Annotated in this window: 20 protein-coding genes; 13 read left to right on the top strand and 7 right to left on the bottom strand. The window is 44.5% G+C overall.

Annotation, left to right across the window (positions count from 1 at the left end; all coding sequences use genetic code 11):
* The first annotated feature begins 41 nt into the window (after positions 1 to 41).
* Entirely contained in the window at positions 42 to 506 is a 465-nt protein-coding gene (locus tag B0I27_RS11890) for a deoxycytidylate deaminase (protein ID WP_106293576.1), read from the top strand.
* Here the strand turns inward: B0I27_RS11890 and B0I27_RS11885 are convergent.
* Positions 493 to 978, bottom strand: a complete 486-nt coding sequence (locus B0I27_RS11885) for a CinA family protein (RefSeq protein WP_106293574.1) — start codon at positions 976 to 978, stop codon at positions 493 to 495. The two genes, B0I27_RS11890 and B0I27_RS11885, sit on opposite strands and share 14 nt — an antisense overlap.
* A 67-nt stretch (positions 979 to 1045) precedes the next feature.
* Between B0I27_RS11885 and B0I27_RS11880 the strand changes: the two genes are divergently transcribed.
* Complete coding sequence (locus B0I27_RS11880; RefSeq protein ID WP_245925499.1) at positions 1046 to 2014, top strand: 1-phosphofructokinase family hexose kinase; 969 nt, start codon at positions 1046 to 1048, stop codon at positions 2012 to 2014.
* Here B0I27_RS11880 and B0I27_RS11875 read toward each other — a convergent pair.
* Positions 2004 to 2975, bottom strand: a complete 972-nt coding sequence (locus tag B0I27_RS11875) for a Gfo/Idh/MocA family protein (protein ID WP_106293572.1) — start codon at positions 2973 to 2975, stop codon at positions 2004 to 2006. The two genes, B0I27_RS11880 and B0I27_RS11875, sit on opposite strands and share 11 nt — an antisense overlap.
* A gap of 6 nt (positions 2976 to 2981) precedes the next feature.
* A complete protein-coding gene (locus tag B0I27_RS11870; protein WP_106293570.1) occupies positions 2982 to 3896 on the bottom strand; it encodes an alpha/beta hydrolase in 915 nt (304 codons plus the stop codon).
* Between the two features lie 89 nt (positions 3897 to 3985).
* On the opposite strand from B0I27_RS11870, the gene B0I27_RS11865 reads away from it, so the two are divergent.
* From B0I27_RS11865 to B0I27_RS11835, 7 genes are all read left to right on the top strand, one after another.
* Positions 3986 to 4819, top strand: a complete 834-nt coding sequence (locus tag B0I27_RS11865; RefSeq protein ID WP_106293568.1) for an alpha/beta fold hydrolase — start codon at positions 3986 to 3988, stop codon at positions 4817 to 4819.
* Positions 4794 to 5864 (top strand): DNA topoisomerase IB, encoded by a 1071-nt coding sequence (locus B0I27_RS11860; protein ID WP_245925498.1) that lies wholly within the window; start codon positions 4794 to 4796, stop codon positions 5862 to 5864. The genes B0I27_RS11865 and B0I27_RS11860 overlap by 26 nt, the downstream gene beginning before the upstream one ends.
* Positions 5865 to 6217: 353 nt before the next feature.
* Positions 6218 to 7690, top strand: a complete 1473-nt coding sequence (gene guaB / locus B0I27_RS11855) for an IMP dehydrogenase (protein WP_106293566.1) — start codon at positions 6218 to 6220, stop codon at positions 7688 to 7690.
* A gap of 3 nt (positions 7691 to 7693) precedes the next feature.
* On the top strand, positions 7694 to 8278 hold the full coding sequence (locus B0I27_RS11850) for an LOG family protein (protein WP_106293564.1): 585 nt from the start codon (positions 7694 to 7696) through the stop codon (positions 8276 to 8278).
* A 52-nt stretch (positions 8279 to 8330) separates the two neighbouring features.
* Positions 8331 to 9287 (top strand): thioredoxin-disulfide reductase, encoded by a 957-nt coding sequence (trxB, locus tag B0I27_RS11845; RefSeq protein ID WP_106293562.1) that lies wholly within the window; start codon positions 8331 to 8333, stop codon positions 9285 to 9287.
* A gap of 80 nt (positions 9288 to 9367) precedes the next feature.
* Positions 9368 to 9949, top strand: a complete 582-nt coding sequence (locus B0I27_RS11840; protein WP_106293560.1) for a DUF4230 domain-containing protein — start codon at positions 9368 to 9370, stop codon at positions 9947 to 9949.
* A 42-nt stretch (positions 9950 to 9991) separates the two neighbouring features.
* A complete protein-coding gene (locus tag B0I27_RS11835; RefSeq protein ID WP_106293558.1) occupies positions 9992 to 10627 on the top strand; it encodes a hypothetical protein in 636 nt (211 codons plus the stop codon).
* Here the strand turns inward: B0I27_RS11835 and B0I27_RS11830 are convergent.
* From B0I27_RS11830 to B0I27_RS11820, 3 genes are read right to left on the bottom strand one after another with little or no spacing between them, the layout of a single operon-like run.
* Positions 10624 to 11214 (bottom strand): hypothetical protein, encoded by a 591-nt coding sequence (locus B0I27_RS11830; protein WP_106293556.1) that lies wholly within the window; start codon positions 11212 to 11214, stop codon positions 10624 to 10626. The genes B0I27_RS11835 and B0I27_RS11830 overlap by 4 nt on opposite strands.
* Entirely contained in the window at positions 11201 to 11698 is a 498-nt protein-coding gene (locus B0I27_RS11825) for an RNA polymerase sigma factor (protein WP_106293554.1), read from the bottom strand. Before B0I27_RS11825 ends, B0I27_RS11830 begins: the two co-directional genes overlap by 14 nt.
* 30 nt (positions 11699 to 11728) lie before the next feature.
* Positions 11729 to 12250 (bottom strand): hypothetical protein, encoded by a 522-nt coding sequence (locus B0I27_RS11820; protein WP_146133125.1) that lies wholly within the window; start codon positions 12248 to 12250, stop codon positions 11729 to 11731.
* Between the two features lie 66 nt (positions 12251 to 12316).
* Between B0I27_RS11820 and B0I27_RS11815 the strand changes: the two genes are divergently transcribed.
* The 3 genes from B0I27_RS11815 to pncA are packed head-to-tail and all read left to right on the top strand — an operon-like array spanning position 12317 to position 14836.
* The gene (locus tag B0I27_RS11815) at positions 12317 to 13675 is read left to right on the top strand and encodes a dicarboxylate/amino acid:cation symporter (RefSeq protein WP_106293550.1); all 1359 of its coding nucleotides are present in this window, start codon (positions 12317 to 12319) and stop codon (positions 13673 to 13675) included.
* A 7-nt stretch (positions 13676 to 13682) separates the two neighbouring features.
* The gene (locus B0I27_RS11810) at positions 13683 to 14183 is read left to right on the top strand and encodes a hypothetical protein (protein WP_106293548.1); all 501 of its coding nucleotides are present in this window, start codon (positions 13683 to 13685) and stop codon (positions 14181 to 14183) included.
* A gap of 38 nt (positions 14184 to 14221) precedes the next feature.
* Positions 14222 to 14836, top strand: coding sequence for a bifunctional nicotinamidase/pyrazinamidase (pncA, locus tag B0I27_RS11805; protein ID WP_106293546.1), 615 nt, complete (start codon positions 14222 to 14224; stop codon positions 14834 to 14836).
* Here pncA and B0I27_RS11800 read toward each other — a convergent pair.
* Positions 14833 to 15033, bottom strand: a complete 201-nt coding sequence (locus B0I27_RS11800) for a DUF3606 domain-containing protein (RefSeq protein ID WP_181276761.1) — start codon at positions 15031 to 15033, stop codon at positions 14833 to 14835. The genes pncA and B0I27_RS11800 overlap by 4 nt on opposite strands.
* Positions 15034 to 15183: 150 nt before the next feature.
* On the opposite strand from B0I27_RS11800, the gene B0I27_RS11795 reads away from it, so the two are divergent.
* A complete protein-coding gene (locus tag B0I27_RS11795; protein WP_106293542.1) occupies positions 15184 to 16494 on the top strand; it encodes an aspartate kinase in 1311 nt (436 codons plus the stop codon).
* Positions 16495 to 16522 lie beyond the last annotated feature (28 nt).

Raw genomic sequence — 16522 nt, 5'->3', positions numbered from 1 at the left:
AGACTACTCATATACGCAGGAATGTTTTATTTATTGTTCAGATGAAAACAGAGAGACCGAGTTTCGAAAGTATATTTATGAATCTGGCGACTGAGCTTGCACAGCGGTCTCACTGTGTAAAGGCGCAGGTCGGCGCCGTGCTGACCAAGGATACACGAATCATTTCTATAGGGTATAACGGTCCTCCTGCCGGAACCCATAACTGTGATGAGGAATTCCCAGAGACCGGCTGTGCGCGGGATGCAAAGGGAAGCTGTTCACTGGCCCTGCATGCTGAAGAGAACGCGATATTGTATGCCTCAAAAAATGGTGCAGACCTGGAGGGGTCGACCTTGTATGTAACGCTTTCACCCTGCCTGCCCTGCGCCCGATTGATCTTTTCTTCTGGTATAAAAAAAGTATTGTACAGGAACTCTTATGCCGCATACAAGGGCCTTGCCAATGATGAGGGTGTAGATTTTCTGAACCGTTTCGGTGTGGAGACCTTACAAATCAGTGAAGCTTAGTCAGCTCGTCGAGGAGAATGCTGGCAATCGCATCGGAAGTTTGGGCGATGATTTCGTCGGGGCTACCCTCGAAGTATAGCCTGGTCATCCATGCTTTCTGTTTGATGTATCCATTCACAAATATTGTTCCGACCGGCTTTTCGGGAGACTCACTGCCTCCAGGGGAAGCCAGCCCTGTTACCGCAACGATTATGTCGGCGGGCATCAGCCTTTTTAAACCGTCAGCCAGGAGACGAGTAACTTCCTGAGATTCAGGTGTGTATTTTTCGATGATTTCCTCGCTAATTTTAAATAGCTCCTGCTTTACAGATGCGTCGTAGCATACTATTGAGCCTTTCAGGATTTTTCCGCAATCGGGAACTGAACTAAAATCGTATATCAGTTTTCCCGTAGTAACGCTTTCGGCGAAAGAGATGGTCAGGTTTTTTTCTAATAGGGTGTGACAGCAGGCAATGACTGATCTTGATACCATTTGTTTTTATTTTGGGTAGAATTTGGTTAATAACAAACACCATTGTGCTTGGTTTGTATTAAAATGTATGAAAGGATCAAGTATGAAAAATGTCTTAACTATAACATTGAACCCGGCAGTTGATAAAAGCAGTACTGTAGACCGTATTGCTCCTGAAAAGAAATTGCGATGTGAAACACCTGTATTTCAACCTGGCGGTGGCGGGATTAATGTTTCGAGAGGATTGATCAGGCTGGGTGTAGATTCGACGTCATTCTTCCTTTCAGGCGGTAGGACCGGCGCGTTGCTCGAGGAATTGGTGGAAGAAGAAAATGTGAGGGTTAATCCGTTCCCGGTTTCGGGGAATACGCGGGAGAACTTTATAGTAGTGGAAGGTAGTACAAACCAACAGTACCGCTTTGGGATGCCCGGAAATGAAATTACCGAGGAGGAGCAAAGCGGTATTCTGGATACGATCAGCGCCATGACGCCCTTTCCTGACCTCGTTGTGATCAGCGGCAGTCTTCCTCCGGGTATTTCGCCGGCCTATCTCAGGACGCTGGTTAAGTTGGCGAAGGACAAGTCGGCCAAAGTTATCGTGGATACATCTGGTGCCGCATTGAAGGAAGTATTAGAAGAAGGTGTTTATCTGGTGAAGCCCAATCTGGGCGAACTGGGAAACCTTACGGGCATTGATTCTCTGGATAACGATTCAGCAGACGAAGCCGCCCAGGAACTTGTGGATGCAGGAAAGGCCGAAGTAGTGGTCGTTTCTATGGGGGCTCAGGGTGCTTATGTGGTAACAAAAGATCTCAAAGAATATGTTCCGGCGCCTGCTGCGAAGAAATTGACTACGGTTGGTGCGGGAGACAGTATGGTGGCAGGAATGATTTCGGTGCTTGCCAGGGGAGGTGAATGTTCGGAAATGGCCAGAATGGGTGTGGCTTGTGGTACGGCAGCTACTATGAACCCCGGGACGGGATTGTTCAAGAAGCATGATGCGGACCGCTTGTTCAAGTGGTTAAACAAACGGTCTGCAAATGCTGTTACGACGTAAATGTATCCAAAAGCGTCATAACTTCTACACCAGTCTCTGCCGAACAAGGATTGGGCCCTTTATCCAGGAAGTAGTTTACCACTTCCTGGATAAAGGGCGCCTGAATATTCTCAGGATGTTCGAATTCAATTCTTTCTTCATGGCCGTTTTTTGAAAGGATGATGTGGCTGCCAAAAACGGAGAAGCTTATTTTTCCTTCTGAACCCATAATGATACACTGGTCCAGCCGCTCCTCTTTTGGAACGTTAAAACACCACAGGCCTTTGAACATTACGCCGTTATCAAAGAGAAGCGATCCGGAAACGAGATCGTCTGCCGCGTAACGCTGTGCCTGATTCAGTGAACAGCCGCCGGCATCCTTTACGCTGCCAAAGAAGTAGAGCATCAGATCAAGTTGGTGGGGTGCGAGGTCGTGAAAGAGGCCACCGCCGGATACAGCCGGGTTAAGCCTCCAATGATCATCGGTCTTGGTTATCAGATCAGATTCAGCATTCTGTAACATATGAAGGTCAGCGTAGCGGATATCGCCTATTTCTCTGCCATCAATAAGTTCTTTAATTTTATTGAACAGGGGAAGTCCACGGCGGTAATGTGCTACGGTTAGTTTAACGTTTGTTTCTGCTGCTGCGCTGGCCATTACTTCTGCAGACTCGCGTGAAAGTGTCATCGGCTTTTCGACATATACCGGCTTCCCCGCGCGCAGCGCCTCGAGTGTATATTGCTCATGTGAGTCGGGCGGGGTAGCGATGTATATAGCGTTTACCTCTGGATCGTTGATAAGTTGGGTGGCATCAGAATACCATTTGGACACGCCGTGCCGCCTTGCGTAATCTTCTGCTTTTACAGGATCGCGACGCATAACGGCAACCAGTTTTGAATTATTGACTTTGTTAAATGCTGGTCCGCTTTTTTTTTCGGTCACGTCTCCACAACCGATAATTCCCCAGTTAATAGTATTCATACAGTATTAATTAATTTTCTTTATTGCTTTTAACCAATGCTGGACCCGGTCTGTCCAGCGGTCGGGTGTACGACCCGGTACCTGTCCGAAACCATGCCCTCCGGTAGGGTACAAATGCATTTCTGCTGATACGCCATTTTTTATCAGTCCTTCATAGAATTTTATGCTGTTCCCTACCTTAACGCCTTTGTCATCGCCCGCATGTATCAGTAATGTCGGCGGTGTTTGTGCTGTGATTTGCAGGTCGTTGGAATACTGCCTGATCAAAGTTTCGTTTGCGTTGATGCCTAGTAGGTTGTCTCTCGATCCTTTGTGCATAAGGCTGTCGCTGAGGCTGATGACCGGATAGACAAGGACCATGAAATCGGGTCTCAGATTGGTGTTTTCTTTGTTTTCGATAACGGCTTTGCCGAAATGGGTGCCTGCCGTTGAAGCGAGGTGTCCGCCAGCTGAAAAGCCCAGGATACCCACCTTTGTAGGGTCAAGTTTCCATTCAGCCGCCCTCATACGTATCGTTTTGATTGCCTGCTGTGCGTCTTGTAAAGGACCGATAGTCTTGTCGGGCATAATTTTGTCGGAAGGAAGGCGGTATTTCAAAACGAATGCGGCCACACCGAAAGCGTTGAATTCTTTGGCGATATCTGTTCCCTCATGAGTATATGCAATGGCTCCGTATCCTCCACCGGGAATGATAACAACTGCCGCGCCTGTGCGTTTATCAACTGCAGGAAGATAAATTTCGAGTGTTGGCGTACTGACTTTGGTGTAACGGATCTGTCCCTGATCATTTACTGCCTTTTCTTCAAGGTAGTCGGCTTTGATCGAATTAGGGATTTTACCGTTATACAACGGAATAACTGTTTGTCCGGAACCCTGCATAGATGCGAAGATAAGGGACAAAATCATTAAATATTTACTCATATTGGCTAAGTTTTCTGCAATATAGTGATCCTGCAGAAAACACCGGATGAACCAAGTAGAAAGTTTTTTGTTAAGCTTTAAAGAATACTATGATAAAGGAAAAGCAGCTGGAGATTGATGATCTGCAGGTACATTATAAGATCAAAGAAGCTGACCATGCGGATTTAACGGTGGTTTTTATACATGGATTCCCATTTGATTGCAGCATATGGGATAGACAAATGGAAGGCTTACCGGACAATGTACGGGGTATTTCCTACGATATCCGCGGTTTTGGAAGGAGCAGAGGAGGACATCATTTTTTCAGCATAGACCTTTTTGCTTCGGATCTGATAAAATTTCTGAAGAACCTTTCCGTTCAGCGGATTGTACTTTGCGGCGTATCTATGGGAGGTTATATTGCTCTGCGAGCCGTCCAGCGATCTTCTGATCACCTGGCAGGACTTATTTTGTGTGATACAAATGCTTCAGCAGATTCCAATGAAGCCAAACTTAAACGCTTCGAATCTATAGATAAAATCACGAGTGGCGGCAAGGCGCAGTTTATCGAAGAGTTTCTGAAGGGGCTTTTCAGTGAAAAGACGAACGAGGAAAATCGGCAGCTGATCGATCAGATTGCCCATATCATTTCGGAAACCAATGACGACGTTATCTGCGCCGCACAACTTGCGATGGCATCCAGGACGGAGACCGTTTCTTTCCTGCCCGCTATTTCTGTTCCATGCCTGATTATTCGCGGGGCCGAAGATCAGTTGATGTCTATGGAGCAGGCGGAGCAGATGGACACTCAATTGAATTCTCACGGGATTTTGGAAATAGCCCATGCCGGGCATCTTCCCAACGCAGAGAATCCTGATGCCTTCAATGAAGCGATCATCAATTTCTTACAAGCCATTAATGAAGGTTCAGATGACAGAAGTTGAGCAATTATTGGAGGAGAATGATCTTTTTTATCTTTCGGACAACACCAGTGGCATTACCCGCGCCAAAGTTAAGGATGGGTTCGTGTATCATGACAAAAGCGGGAAAGAGATCAGCGACGAGAAAACGCTGGAAAGGATCAAAAAGCTAGCGATTCCACCGGCCTGGGAAAACGTTTGGATAGCACCAAAGAAAAATGCGCATCTACAGGCTACGGGTATTGACCAGGCGGGACGGAAACAATACCGATATCATACTAGCTGGTCTGAGCTACGTAATGAAAGCAAATTTTACAGGCTCCTTGAATTTGGGAAGAAGTTGCCGGAGTTCAGACGCAATCTTCAAAAAGACCTGCGTAGAAAAAATCTTGACGAGCGGAAAGTCTTGGCGGTGGCGGTTAATTTTATGCAAAAGACCAATATCCGCATAGGTAATGAGTCTTACAAAGAACTCTATGGATCTTACGGACTGAGCACCCTGCGTGACAGGCATATTCAGATCAAGGGAAGCAAAATGAAGTTGAGCTTCAAAGGAAAGAAAGGCGTTATGCATGATATGGACATTACCGATGTAAAGCTGGCGAGGTTGGTTCAGAAGTGCAAAGACATACCAGGGCAAGAGCTTTTCCAATACTATACCGCAGAAGGGGAGCGGTGTTCTATAGATTCGGGGATGGTCAACAAGTATATCAAGGAAATTACTTGCTGCGACTTTACGGCTAAAGATTTTCGAACCTGGTCGGGCACACTGGAAGCACTTAGAGCTTATGCCGCTATAGATTATCCGGATAGCCTAACAGCAAGAAAGAGGGTGACTAATGAGGTGCTCGATATGGTGTGCCGTAAGCTGGGAAATACACGGACTGTCTGTAAAAAATATTACGTCTTTCCACCGCTTATAGCAGCATATGAGGATGGTACGTTGGAATCTTATTTGAAGAAGGTCGATACGGAATCATCGCTTGGAACGGAAACCTCGCTTAATCAGGATGAGAAAGTTCTGTTGTCCTTCCTGAGAGCGGAAAGGAAGAAGAAGTCTTTTAGTTAGATCCTGAAATATACGGCGATGATTTGCTGCACACCCCCGACAACGGTCCACATCTTCACTCTTAGTTTTTCGTAAGTTTTCATAAGTATTTGCTTTATACTTAATATCATAGATAAAACCCTGCCAGAAAGTTGAAAATAGTCTTCCTCGACAGGTTTTTTCATTTTGAAGCTGAATATAGAGGGGATCCGAATTGCAAAATTTGCGTATTCTTAGGGGCAATGAGCGGATGGGGTTTATTGTGTCCTAATTCCTGTACGTAATTTGGATTATTTTAGCATTCAGATGATATTCATTTTTGTAATAATTGTGGATTTTTAGTAGCTTTGCCCCGCAAATAATCATTATTTGCTATGCAGCTCGATCCAGAAAAATTCGTTTCAGAAGGTCTCACATACGACGACGTTTTACTTATCCCCGCTTATTCCGAAGTTCTTCCAAGAGATGTGAATACCAGCACTAATCTCACGAAATCTATTCGCTTGAATGTTCCTATTGTATCCGCAGCTATGGATACTGTTACGGAGTCGGGTCTTGCGATTGCGATTGCTCAGGCAGGAGGTATAGGTATATTGCATAAGAACATGACCATAGAGCGTCAGGCTGAGCAGGTCAGAAAGGTAAAGCGTTCTGAAAGCGGGATGATTCAGGATCCGGTCACTCTACCGGAAGATGCTCTGGTTGGGACAGCGAGCAAGATTATGAAGGATAATGGTATCGGTGGTATTCCGGTAATTAATCAATCTGGGGTACTGGTAGGGATCATTACAAACAGAGATCTGCGATTCCAGAAAGATATGAATCTGCCGTTGGGCAAGGTAATGACCAAAGAAAATCTGGTTACGGCACCACACGGAACAACCCTGTTGCAGGCGGAAGAGATTTTGCAGGAATTCAAAATTGAGAAGCTTCCAGTGGTTAACGCAGAGGGCAAACTTGTGGGGCTGATTACTTTTAAGGATATTCAAAAATATAAAAACTATCCGCAGGCTTGTAAAGACGAACATGGCCGCTTAAGGGTCGGTGCGGCAGTAGGCGTTGCGGCAGACAACCTTGACCGTGTAACTGCGCTGGTGCAGGCGGGTGTTGATGTAGTGACAGTTGATACAGCACACGGACATTCAGCTGGAGTTATTAATATGGTTAAAGCCATAAAGGGCTTGTTTCCGGACCTTCAGGTTATTGCCGGGAATATCGGTACGGCTGAAGCCGCTATCGCGCTTGCTGATGCGGGTGCAGACGCTGTGAAGGTGGGTATCGGTCCGGGTTCTATCTGTACTACCCGTATCATAGCAGGAGTAGGTGTACCACAGTTGTACGCAGTATACGAATGTGCTAAAGCTTTGAGAGGTCGTGGAATTCCGGTAATCGCAGATGGCGGAATTAAACAAACCGGGGATATTGTAAAGGCAATTGCTGCTGGCGCAAGTACCATCATGGCAGGCTCGTTATTCGCAGGTGTAGATGAGTCACCGGGTGAGACTATTATTTATGAGGGAAGAAAGTTTAAATCATACAGAGGTATGGGATCAGTTGAAGCGATGGAAAAAGGGTCGAAAGATCGTTATTTCCAGGACGAGACGGATGTCGTAACGAAGCTGGTTCCGGAAGGAATTGTTGGCCGGGTTCCTTATAAAGGTACGCTGAGCGAAGTGATTTATCAGTATATAGGCGGATTGAGGGCTGGAATGCATTATTGCGGTGCTGCGACCATTGATGACCTGCAGAAAGCTCGCTTTGTAAGGATTACCGCTGCGGGAATGAGAGAAAGTCATCCTCACGACGTAACAATCACTAAAGAAGCACCAAACTATACAAGCAGATAATTGATGAAGAGCGTATGTGTCTACTGCGGAGCTTCTTTTAATGGTGATCCTGAACTCGCAAATGCTGTTGAGCAATTGGCTACGGAATTAACTGCAAAAAACATTGACTTGGTTTACGGGGGGGGAAGTGTCGGTGTGATGGGGCTGATTGCTGATGCTGTTATGAACCGTGGCGGACGGGTGACTGGTGTAATCCCGCAATTCTTATTAGACCTTGAGGTTGCTCATCGTGAGGTTACTCATTTGATCGTAACGGAGAATATGCACCAGCGTAAGAAAAACATGGCGGATATTTCAGAGGGGTTCATCATTCTGCCGGGCGGCTTCGGTACTCTGGAGGAGTTTTTTGAAGTGCTCACCTGGCTTCAGCTAGGACTTCATAGCAAGCCCATCGGTGTACTGAATGTAGGCGGTTATTATGATAGTTTGTTTGCTCAGCTGGATGCGATGGTTGAGAGAGGTTTTTTAAAACAGCAAAACCGCGAGCTTGTGTTAGATGAGAGTGATCCCGCCTTGCTACTAAGCAAGATGGAACAGTTTAGTGTCCAGACAGATGATATCTGGCTTAAAGATCGTAATCTTACTTAAGGCTGATTAGGATTGATTATTTAAGTTATAGATTTGTACTAGAAAATATTTTATGTATCAGGAAAAAGAACACGTTCAATGCCTAATCATAGGTTCAGGACCCGCAGGATATACCGCAGCAATTTACGCGGCCAGGGCAGATCTTAAGCCGGTGTTATATACCGGAATTGTGCCTGGCGGACAGCTGACGCAGACTACCGACGTAGAGAACTTTCCCGGATATCCAGAGGGAATAATGGGTCCGGCGATGATGGAGGATTTCCGCAAGCAAGCGGAGCGATTTGGAACGCAGATCAGGTTTGGTTATGCGACATCGGTTGATTTTTCTCAAGCACCTCACAAGGTTGTTATTGATGAAATCAAAACGATCACAGCAGATACGGTTATTATTGCAACCGGGGCGACCGCAAAATGGCTGGGACTTCCGAGTGAGCAGAAATACAACGGTTTCGGTGTGTCAGCCTGCGCCGTGTGCGACGGTTTCTTCTTTAAAAATCAGGAAGTAGCGATTGTTGGGGCAGGTGATACTGCAGCGGAAGAAGCGACTTATCTGGCAAAGTTATGCAGCAAGGTTCATATGCTGGTCAGACGCGACGAGTTCAGAGCCTCCAAGGCCATGCAGCGTCGTGTATTGAACACCGCCAATATTGTGATTCATTATAATACAGAAACACAGGAAATTGTTGGAGATGGGCTCAATGTAACAGGAATCCGCGTAGTTAATAACAAAACTCAGGAAGAAAAGGTCATTGATGTGAGCGGTTTCTTCGTGGCAATTGGACATAAGCCGAATACGGACATTTTCAAAGGCTGGCTTGACATGGATGAAACCGGCTATCTGATAACGAAGAGCGACTCCACCCAAACGAACATTGAAGGAGTATTTGCCTGCGGTGATGCGCAAGACAAGATTTTTCGACAGGCAGTTACCGCTGCCGGAACAGGCTGTATGGCAGCACTGGAAGCGGAACGTTATCTCGCAGCGAAAGAATATGAAACTGTGATTTAGAAATTTTCCATAGCTTGAGATATAGAAGTGCCATAATCAGGCACTTTTTTCGTTATATACATGTTGTATTTACCATATTTATGAGATCAAGAAACATATTCACCATTATTATATCCTTTGCAACCGTTGCTTTTTTCGCATACCTCTTCTTTTACATCAAGAGAGAAACGTTTGAAACAAAGACGGAAATTACGGAGGATGTTATGATTGAAAAAATAACCAATATTGGTAGACTGGAACTTGTGAAGTACAATATGAAGGATGTGATTGAAAAAAAAGAGTTGAGGACTCTGCTGCCAGATAGAAAGATACTTCTCGTCGCGGCAGGTGAAGTAGCAGGATGCATCGATCTGACCAAGATCAAGAAGCAGGATATTGAAAACGTAAGTCCCGATTCTGTTACTGTATACCTTCCTGAACCCGAAGTATGCTATTTTAAGCTCGATCATAAACGATCCAGGGTGTATGATGTGACCGGTGCCTGGTTTTCAACTGATACGAAGGCGATGGTCGAGGATATTTATAAAGTTGCCGAACAAAGGATTCTTGAAAATGCCAAAGAAATGGATATTCTGGGAAAGACACGCGAGAATGCATTTGTTATTTTTAAACCGATCCTGGAAAATATTTCGGGCAAAAAGGTAGGGATCAAGTTCAAATAAGTAATTTAGTTTCTTATAGTTTCTAATCAAGTTATAACGTATATGAAATTAACTGCCGCCTCGCTTGCATCAATCAAATTTCTGGTATTCACATTGTTCCCCTTGGCGATGGTCTCTTCCTGCAATAGTGCCGATGAGAAAAAGGAGCTGAAGCCGGAAACCCGTGTGGTTCTTCCCGAGCCTTTTCGTGCTCATAAGGTGGTGGAAGTGCGTCCCGGCCTCACTTTTGATATTTTAAGCTGGGGGAGAGGCTCGCAGGAAAGCGGTGCTTTCCTCATCCTGAGATCGGACTCCTCGGCGATTGAATACCGTTCTGTATCCGCTGAGCTTGAAGGAAAGATCACCGATGCCTGGAACATGGATCTGGATTCAGACGGAAATCCAGAGATATTTGTTCAGGCTATGGCAGGAAGTACGAACGACAATCTTATGATGTATGTCTATGAATTCAGCGATAACGGCTCTGCACGGGAGATACGATTTCCAGATCTCACATCCGCAACGAAAAAACAGTATAAGGGCAAAGACTCAGTTTATGTAAAGGAGGGATCCTTGTTTAGAGAGTTTCCTTTATTTGAAAGCGGCGATACCTCCGCGGCTAAGGCTGTAGGAAAAAAGAAGCTGGAGTATTTGCTGAGAGGCAATAGTTTTTCTATCAAGGAGCACAAAGAAGACTAATCGAATTGCTTTTTTATTCTCTCCAGTTTTGTGATCATTTCATTTATTCTCTCCTGTTCCTTTATTCGATAGCTGATCATCAATCTCCAGCACATAATGAACCATCCGATTGAAAAAATCAGGCAGATAATGCTTTGCCATACGGGGGATATATAATAGAGCTCAATCGCAAATAATGCGAGAGCAATGCCAATAAAGATGCTATAGATTTTGTAGTTACGCGTGTTGAAGTTGTATCGTTCACGCTGGTATTTTTGAAGATAGCTTATATATAAGTCTGGTTTCTGGAGTACGTCTTTACCGGATGAAAGGCGCCGGTAATCAGTCAGTTGTACCGTTAAATAATAGATACAGCATGCGACCAGGATTGCGATGGAAAGATGCGTTGTCCACAGCAGGAATGAGCCCTCCAGCCAGATCCACCCGAACGTCATAACTCCAGCGAGCATAGCCAGAGACTCGGTCATCAACCTGTTTGCCATAGCAGATCCGGATTTTCTCACATCTTTCAGCACTCCTTCATAATCCATTTTCGGATCATTCGTTTGACCGCTCCACAAATCTTTCAATGCATCAAAATCTTTCATACCGGTTATATATTTCAGTCAGCTTGTGTTTTATACGATGTATTTTCACCCTTAGGTTTCCTTCAGAAACGCTCGATATCTCGGCTATTTCAGGGTAGGGGACTTCATCGAGAACCATGGTGATGATAAGGCGTTCGTTTTCTTCCAGTTGAGCTATACATTTATACAGTTTTTCAACCTGATCATTCTTTTCTGATATCTCTTCGCGGCTGTTTTCAATGATGTAATCAGTAAGGGGATCTTTGGCTTGCCTCTTCTCGACACGGAGCCACGACAGGCAGGTGTTGACCGCTATACGGTACACCCAGGTAGAAATCATGGCCTGATTCCTGAAACCCTCAAGATTTTGCCACACTTTCATGAAAGTCTCCTGCATAAGGTCGTGGGCGGCAGCTTCATCTCCGGTGTAGCCGTAGCACAGGTGATAGATTTTCTTCGAGTTTGCCTTGAAAATTTCACCAAAAAGAACTTCCTTTTTCGCCATTTTTATTTAGAGCTGCGCCACTGCAATATGTTACAGTTTGTACTGGTCTTTGTTAAATCCGCTGATATCGTCAGCAGACCTATCGAGCAAGTCATCGTAGGGTTGTTTGTAGTCAAACTGCAAGTCTTCATGTAGCTTTGGAAATGTTTTTCTTATTTTTTCGATCTGGCGAACGAAAAGTGTATAAAGCGCTTTATTCGAATGGCGTACTCCTGCATGCGCAACAAGCATATCCGCGAACCAAATAAGCAGCGTTATTTCGACCTCGGCGGAAGACGTATAACGAATATGGCGGGACAGGTGTCTCAGATGCTTGCGAAGCTCTTTTACTTTCAAGCTGGGATGACGGTTAAGATTGGTCAACGAATTATGTAATGATTCTTTTACATCTTCGGCGTAAGCAAGGGGATCTGAGGATTCGAAAAGCAAAAAGTGAAGGTATTCTTTGTTATCCTTCTTGAAACGCGCAAGTTTTACACATATTTCCGCAAGTTCTGCCTGACTGATGTTTTTAATACTTTTTTTAATCTCCGCAATTCCATTGGTTTTCATCAGCACGCCCTTTTTATTGTGTGGTAAAGTTAAAAAAATTACATTTGTTGCGTTTATTACGTCCATATGAAGTTAAAACAAGCGGGATTCACTGCGATTATCACGGTTTTTATAGCCGCACTTTTACTTTTCCTGAACCATTATAACATAGTCGCTATTCCGCATGTTGCGTTACTTTTCTCCAGATGGCTTGCGATCGCGGGTCTTGTATTCTTTGGATTAATGAAACGATCACTCACATCTTGGATACTCATCTCGATGGTAATAGGGGCGGAGATAGGGAACGACTATCCACAACTGGCTATGGACTTGCAGGTACTGAGCAAGATTTTCCTGAAGATGATCAAGACGATTGTGGCACCTCTTCTGTTTGCTACATTGGTTTATGGTATTGCAGGGCACGCAGACTTGAAGCAAGTTGGTAGAATGGGATGGAAGTCAATTGTATACTTTGAAGTTGTTACCACCATTGCGTTATTTATAGGCCTGGCTGCAATTAATATCTCAAAAGCCGGGGTTGGGATAGCCGTACCCGAAAGTATTCATGAGGAGCTGCCTTCAATACCTCCACAAACCACCACTGATATTATACTACACATCTTTCCGGAAAATATAGCCAAATCAATTGCCGAAGGACAGATTTTGCAGATCGTGATATTTAGTGTGCTGTTTGGTGTTGCCCTGGCGATGGTTCGCGAAGATAAGCGCCTGCCTATGCTGAAATTTACGGAAAGCCTTTCTGAAGTCATGTTCAAGTTTACCAATATAGTGATGTACTTTGCTCCGATCGGCGTCGGCGCAGCAATCGCTTATACTGTGGGACATATGGGATTAGGAATTTTGGTAAACCTCTTTCAGCTCCTGGCGACGCTCTATGTAGCTTTGATTGTATTCCTGCTTGGTGTATTACTTCCTATTGCGCTGATAGTGCGCGTACCAATAAAAAAGTTCTTGCAGGCAATCGCGGGTCCGGTCTCTATTGCTTTTGCCACCACGAGCTCTGAAGCGGCATTACCCAGAGCTATGGAGAATCTCGAGAAGTTGGGTGTGCCAAGGAAAATTGTCGCATTTGTAATGCCTACCGGATATAGTTTTAATCTCGACGGAACGACGCTTTATCTGGCTTTGGCCTCAGTTTTCGTTGCTCAGGCAGCGGGCATGGAGATGAGCCTTGGTCATCAGTTGGTCATCGTATTTACATTGATGCTTACCAGTAAAGGTGTAGCAGGTGTTCCGCGTGCATCTTTGGTGATCTTATTGGGTACCGCTTCTTCATTCGGCATGCCTGCATGGCCAATTTTTGTTATCTTGGGCATCGACGAGTTGATGGATATGGCACGAACCTCTGTGAATGTAATTGGTAATTGCCTGGCTACGATTGTTATAGCGAAGTGGGAAAATGAATTTAATCCGATAGAGGATTAGTAAGAATATGAAGGACAAGGGAAAAAAAATATTTTTGGCGGCAAGTATAGTGCTGCCCTTTCTGCTGTATTGTGGGTATTACTACGGGATGATGATCAAGAACGCGCCGTATAAGTTTTCTGAATTTGAAAGCCTGACATTGAATTATGGAACGGGCGATTCGCTGCTGAATCAATTTGATTCAAGGTCGCAACATTTTCAATATGTGGATAAAAGCGGTTCAGTAGTGACGGGCAAGCTGAAGCTTACGAAAGATGATTTGCTGTATCTGCATCGTAAGGCTGCAGATTATGGTTATTGGGACTTTCCGTCGGATATGACATCGGAGGTAAGAAATCCCAGTTCGCCACGTTATCACATTAAATTCCAGTACCAGCGTAAGACTAAAGAGGTCTATTTTGATCTCGATTACAATGGAAATCCGCGCTTAAAGGACGCCGTGAGGTTACTGATTGAAACGATCAACAAAACTATGGACGAAGCTGTAAAGCGGACAGAAACAAAATAACATCGGCCGACGTTTGCAGTGTATAGTTTACGTTCAATATGGAAGCGCTATTGTTAATAGATGTTCAAAATGATTTTCTTGGGGGGGGATCTCTCGCCGTAGTGGGAGGAGATGAGGTGATTCCCGTAATTAACAAACTCCAGGAACATTTCCAGCTCGTGATAGCTACTCAGGACTGGCATCCGATATCTCATAAAAGTTTTGTATCTAACCACCCGGGGAAATCAGTTTACGATGTTATTGAAGTTAGGGGAAAGAGTCAGATATTATGGCCTGACCATTGTGTTCAGGCGTCGGACGGTGCATCACTTTCAGGAAAATTGAGTCAGCATAGAATCGAGGCTGTATTTAGAAAAGGCACTAATCCGGAGATTGATAGCTATAGTGCGTTTTATGATAATGAGCGGTTGAAGTCAACAGGTCTTGCAGACTTTCTGAGAGGGCGGGGTGTAAAACGTTTATATATTGCCGGACTTGCAGGTGATTTTTGTGTTTACTATTCTGCCAAGGATGCGATAAGTGAAGGCTTTGTAACTTATATTATAGAAGACGCCGTCAGGTCAGTATATCCGGAGAAGTTTCCTGCAGTTGTCGCAGACGTTCTCAAGCAAGGTGGCTTCGTGATAGACAGTACCGACTTACTCGGAACTTAGTCGGCAAGCTCTGATATTTGCTTATTCTTCAGAAGATATTCTTGCACGGATGAAATGCTGTTTGAGCGGGAAGCTTTCACCGCGGACTTAATACTTTCTCTGCTTACGCCCCATTTATTAGCCCAGTAGTTGAGATCTTCTTCGATGTGTATACTAATAAGCATTTTTTCGCTGTACCTGATATTTGCCCTGGTCATAACTGATGTTTTTAATAAAATGGGCCGGCGATCATTTTGTTTTAAATATTTATTTTTTTCAAACCTCATAAAAGTGCATTCAGCACGAATAATCCCATGGTTTTAATTATTTTTATCACCTGAAGAACAACTTAGGAATAGCTCTACATAATGAAAATTAAGAAATTCGGAGGTACATCAGTCGGAAGTCCCGAAAAGATGAAGAACCTTCTCAGGATAATCCAGACAGGGGAAAAACAAATAGTCGTTTTATCTGCAGTAGCCGGTACTACAAATAGCCTGGTTGAGATATCTCAGGCGTATCTTGCTGGTGATAAGCGTTTAGCTAAGCAGCTTACCGATACATTATTCGAAACTTATCAACGCTTTGTTGATGAACTGTTTTCTACAGAAGAGGGCAGGAAGAATGGTACGGATTTAATCAACTACCATTTCAGCATCATTGGATCGTTCAGTACTGACCTGTTTACTCCCGTTGAAGAAAAGGTTATTCTTGCACAGGGAGAATTGTTGTCCACCACGCTTTATCACTTTTACCTTACGGAACAAGGGGTGAGATCTGTTTTGCTTCCGGCGCTCGACTTTATGAAGATCGACGATGATAACGAGCCCATGGTTGAATATCTTGCCACGCATCTGAAGCCGCTGCTGGATGGTAAGCCGGATCATAGCTTGTTTATTACTCAAGGATATATATGCCGTAATTTCTTCGGAGAAACCGACAATTTGCGAAGGGGCGGGAGCGATTACACGGCTTCTCTTATTGGTGCCGCTGTAGAGGCTGAGGAGGTTCAGATCTGGACTGATATAGACGGAATGCATAACAATGATCCGAGGATCGTGAAAGGAACCACCCCGATTGCCCAGTTATCATTTGATGAGGCCGCCGAGTTAGCTTATTTCGGTGCGAAGATTTTGCATCCACAGAGCGTATTCCCGGCGCAAAAGTATAAGATTCCCGTCAGGTTACTGAATACAATGGACCCGTCTGCTCCGGGAACTCTCATTTCGAATACCAGTGAGCGGGGCAAGATCAAGTCTATAGCGGCTAAAGATGGAATAACTTCAATAAAAATACAATCTAGCAGGATGCTTCTGGCCTATGGCTTTCTGCGGAAGGTGTTTGAAGTGTTTGAGCGGTATAAAACGCCAATCGACATGATCACAACATCTGAGGTGGCCGTATCCGTAACAATCGATGATAGACGTTATCTGACGGAAATACTGAAGGAGCTGGAAGTGTTTGGTACAGTAGATTCCATATCTGATCAATCCATTATTTGCGTTGTAGGAGATTTTTCTTATCAGTCGCATGGATTTTCATCGAGAGTTTTTGAGGCATTGAAGCACTTGTCTATCCGCATGATATCATACGGAGCCAGTAACTGCAATATTTCGCTTGTCGTTGATACTTCAGACAAGACAGAAGCGCTGCGTAGCCTTCATAATCGCCTGTTTTAATTATTTGCTTCCTATATCTTATTTGAAG

It is taken from the genome of Arcticibacter pallidicorallinus (genome assembly GCF_003002875.1).
GTDB lineage: Bacteria > Bacteroidota > Bacteroidia > Sphingobacteriales > Sphingobacteriaceae > Arcticibacter > Arcticibacter pallidicorallinus.
Note: the sequence above shows the minus strand (reverse complement) of the source record. Positions and strands in the feature narration are given on the sequence as shown.

Bases quoted from the DNA above. Each gene is read 5' to 3' on its own strand.
- B0I27_RS11890 (WP_106293576.1), top strand. From the start codon at position 42: ATGAAAACAGAGAGACCGAGTTTCGAAAGTATATTTATGAATCTGGCG.
- B0I27_RS11885 (WP_106293574.1), bottom strand. From the start codon at position 978: ATGGTATCAAGATCAGTCATTGCCTGCTGTCACACCCTATTAGAAAAA.
- B0I27_RS11880 (WP_245925499.1), top strand. From the start codon at position 1,046: ATGAAAGGATCAAGTATGAAAAATGTCTTAACTATAACATTGAACCCG.
- B0I27_RS11875 (WP_106293572.1), bottom strand. From the start codon at position 2,975: ATGAATACTATTAACTGGGGAATTATCGGTTGTGGAGACGTGACCGAA.
- B0I27_RS11870 (WP_106293570.1), bottom strand. From the start codon at position 3,896: ATGAGTAAATATTTAATGATTTTGTCCCTTATCTTCGCATCTATGCAG.
- B0I27_RS11865 (WP_106293568.1), top strand. From the start codon at position 3,986: ATGATAAAGGAAAAGCAGCTGGAGATTGATGATCTGCAGGTACATTAT.
- B0I27_RS11860 (WP_245925498.1), top strand. From the start codon at position 4,794: ATGAAGGTTCAGATGACAGAAGTTGAGCAATTATTGGAGGAGAATGAT.
- guaB (WP_106293566.1), top strand. From the start codon at position 6,218: ATGCAGCTCGATCCAGAAAAATTCGTTTCAGAAGGTCTCACATACGAC.
- B0I27_RS11850 (WP_106293564.1), top strand. From the start codon at position 7,694: ATGAAGAGCGTATGTGTCTACTGCGGAGCTTCTTTTAATGGTGATCCT.
- trxB (WP_106293562.1), top strand. From the start codon at position 8,331: ATGTATCAGGAAAAAGAACACGTTCAATGCCTAATCATAGGTTCAGGA.
- B0I27_RS11840 (WP_106293560.1), top strand. From the start codon at position 9,368: ATGAGATCAAGAAACATATTCACCATTATTATATCCTTTGCAACCGTT.
- B0I27_RS11835 (WP_106293558.1), top strand. From the start codon at position 9,992: ATGAAATTAACTGCCGCCTCGCTTGCATCAATCAAATTTCTGGTATTC.
- B0I27_RS11830 (WP_106293556.1), bottom strand. From the start codon at position 11,214: ATGAAAGATTTTGATGCATTGAAAGATTTGTGGAGCGGTCAAACGAAT.
- B0I27_RS11825 (WP_106293554.1), bottom strand. From the start codon at position 11,698: ATGGCGAAAAAGGAAGTTCTTTTTGGTGAAATTTTCAAGGCAAACTCG.
- B0I27_RS11820 (WP_146133125.1), bottom strand. From the start codon at position 12,250: ATGAAAACCAATGGAATTGCGGAGATTAAAAAAAGTATTAAAAACATC.
- B0I27_RS11815 (WP_106293550.1), top strand. From the start codon at position 12,317: ATGAAGTTAAAACAAGCGGGATTCACTGCGATTATCACGGTTTTTATA.
- B0I27_RS11810 (WP_106293548.1), top strand. From the start codon at position 13,683: ATGAAGGACAAGGGAAAAAAAATATTTTTGGCGGCAAGTATAGTGCTG.
- pncA (WP_106293546.1), top strand. From the start codon at position 14,222: ATGGAAGCGCTATTGTTAATAGATGTTCAAAATGATTTTCTTGGGGGG.
- B0I27_RS11800 (WP_181276761.1), bottom strand. From the start codon at position 15,033: ATGACCAGGGCAAATATCAGGTACAGCGAAAAAATGCTTATTAGTATA.
- B0I27_RS11795 (WP_106293542.1), top strand. From the start codon at position 15,184: ATGAAAATTAAGAAATTCGGAGGTACATCAGTCGGAAGTCCCGAAAAG.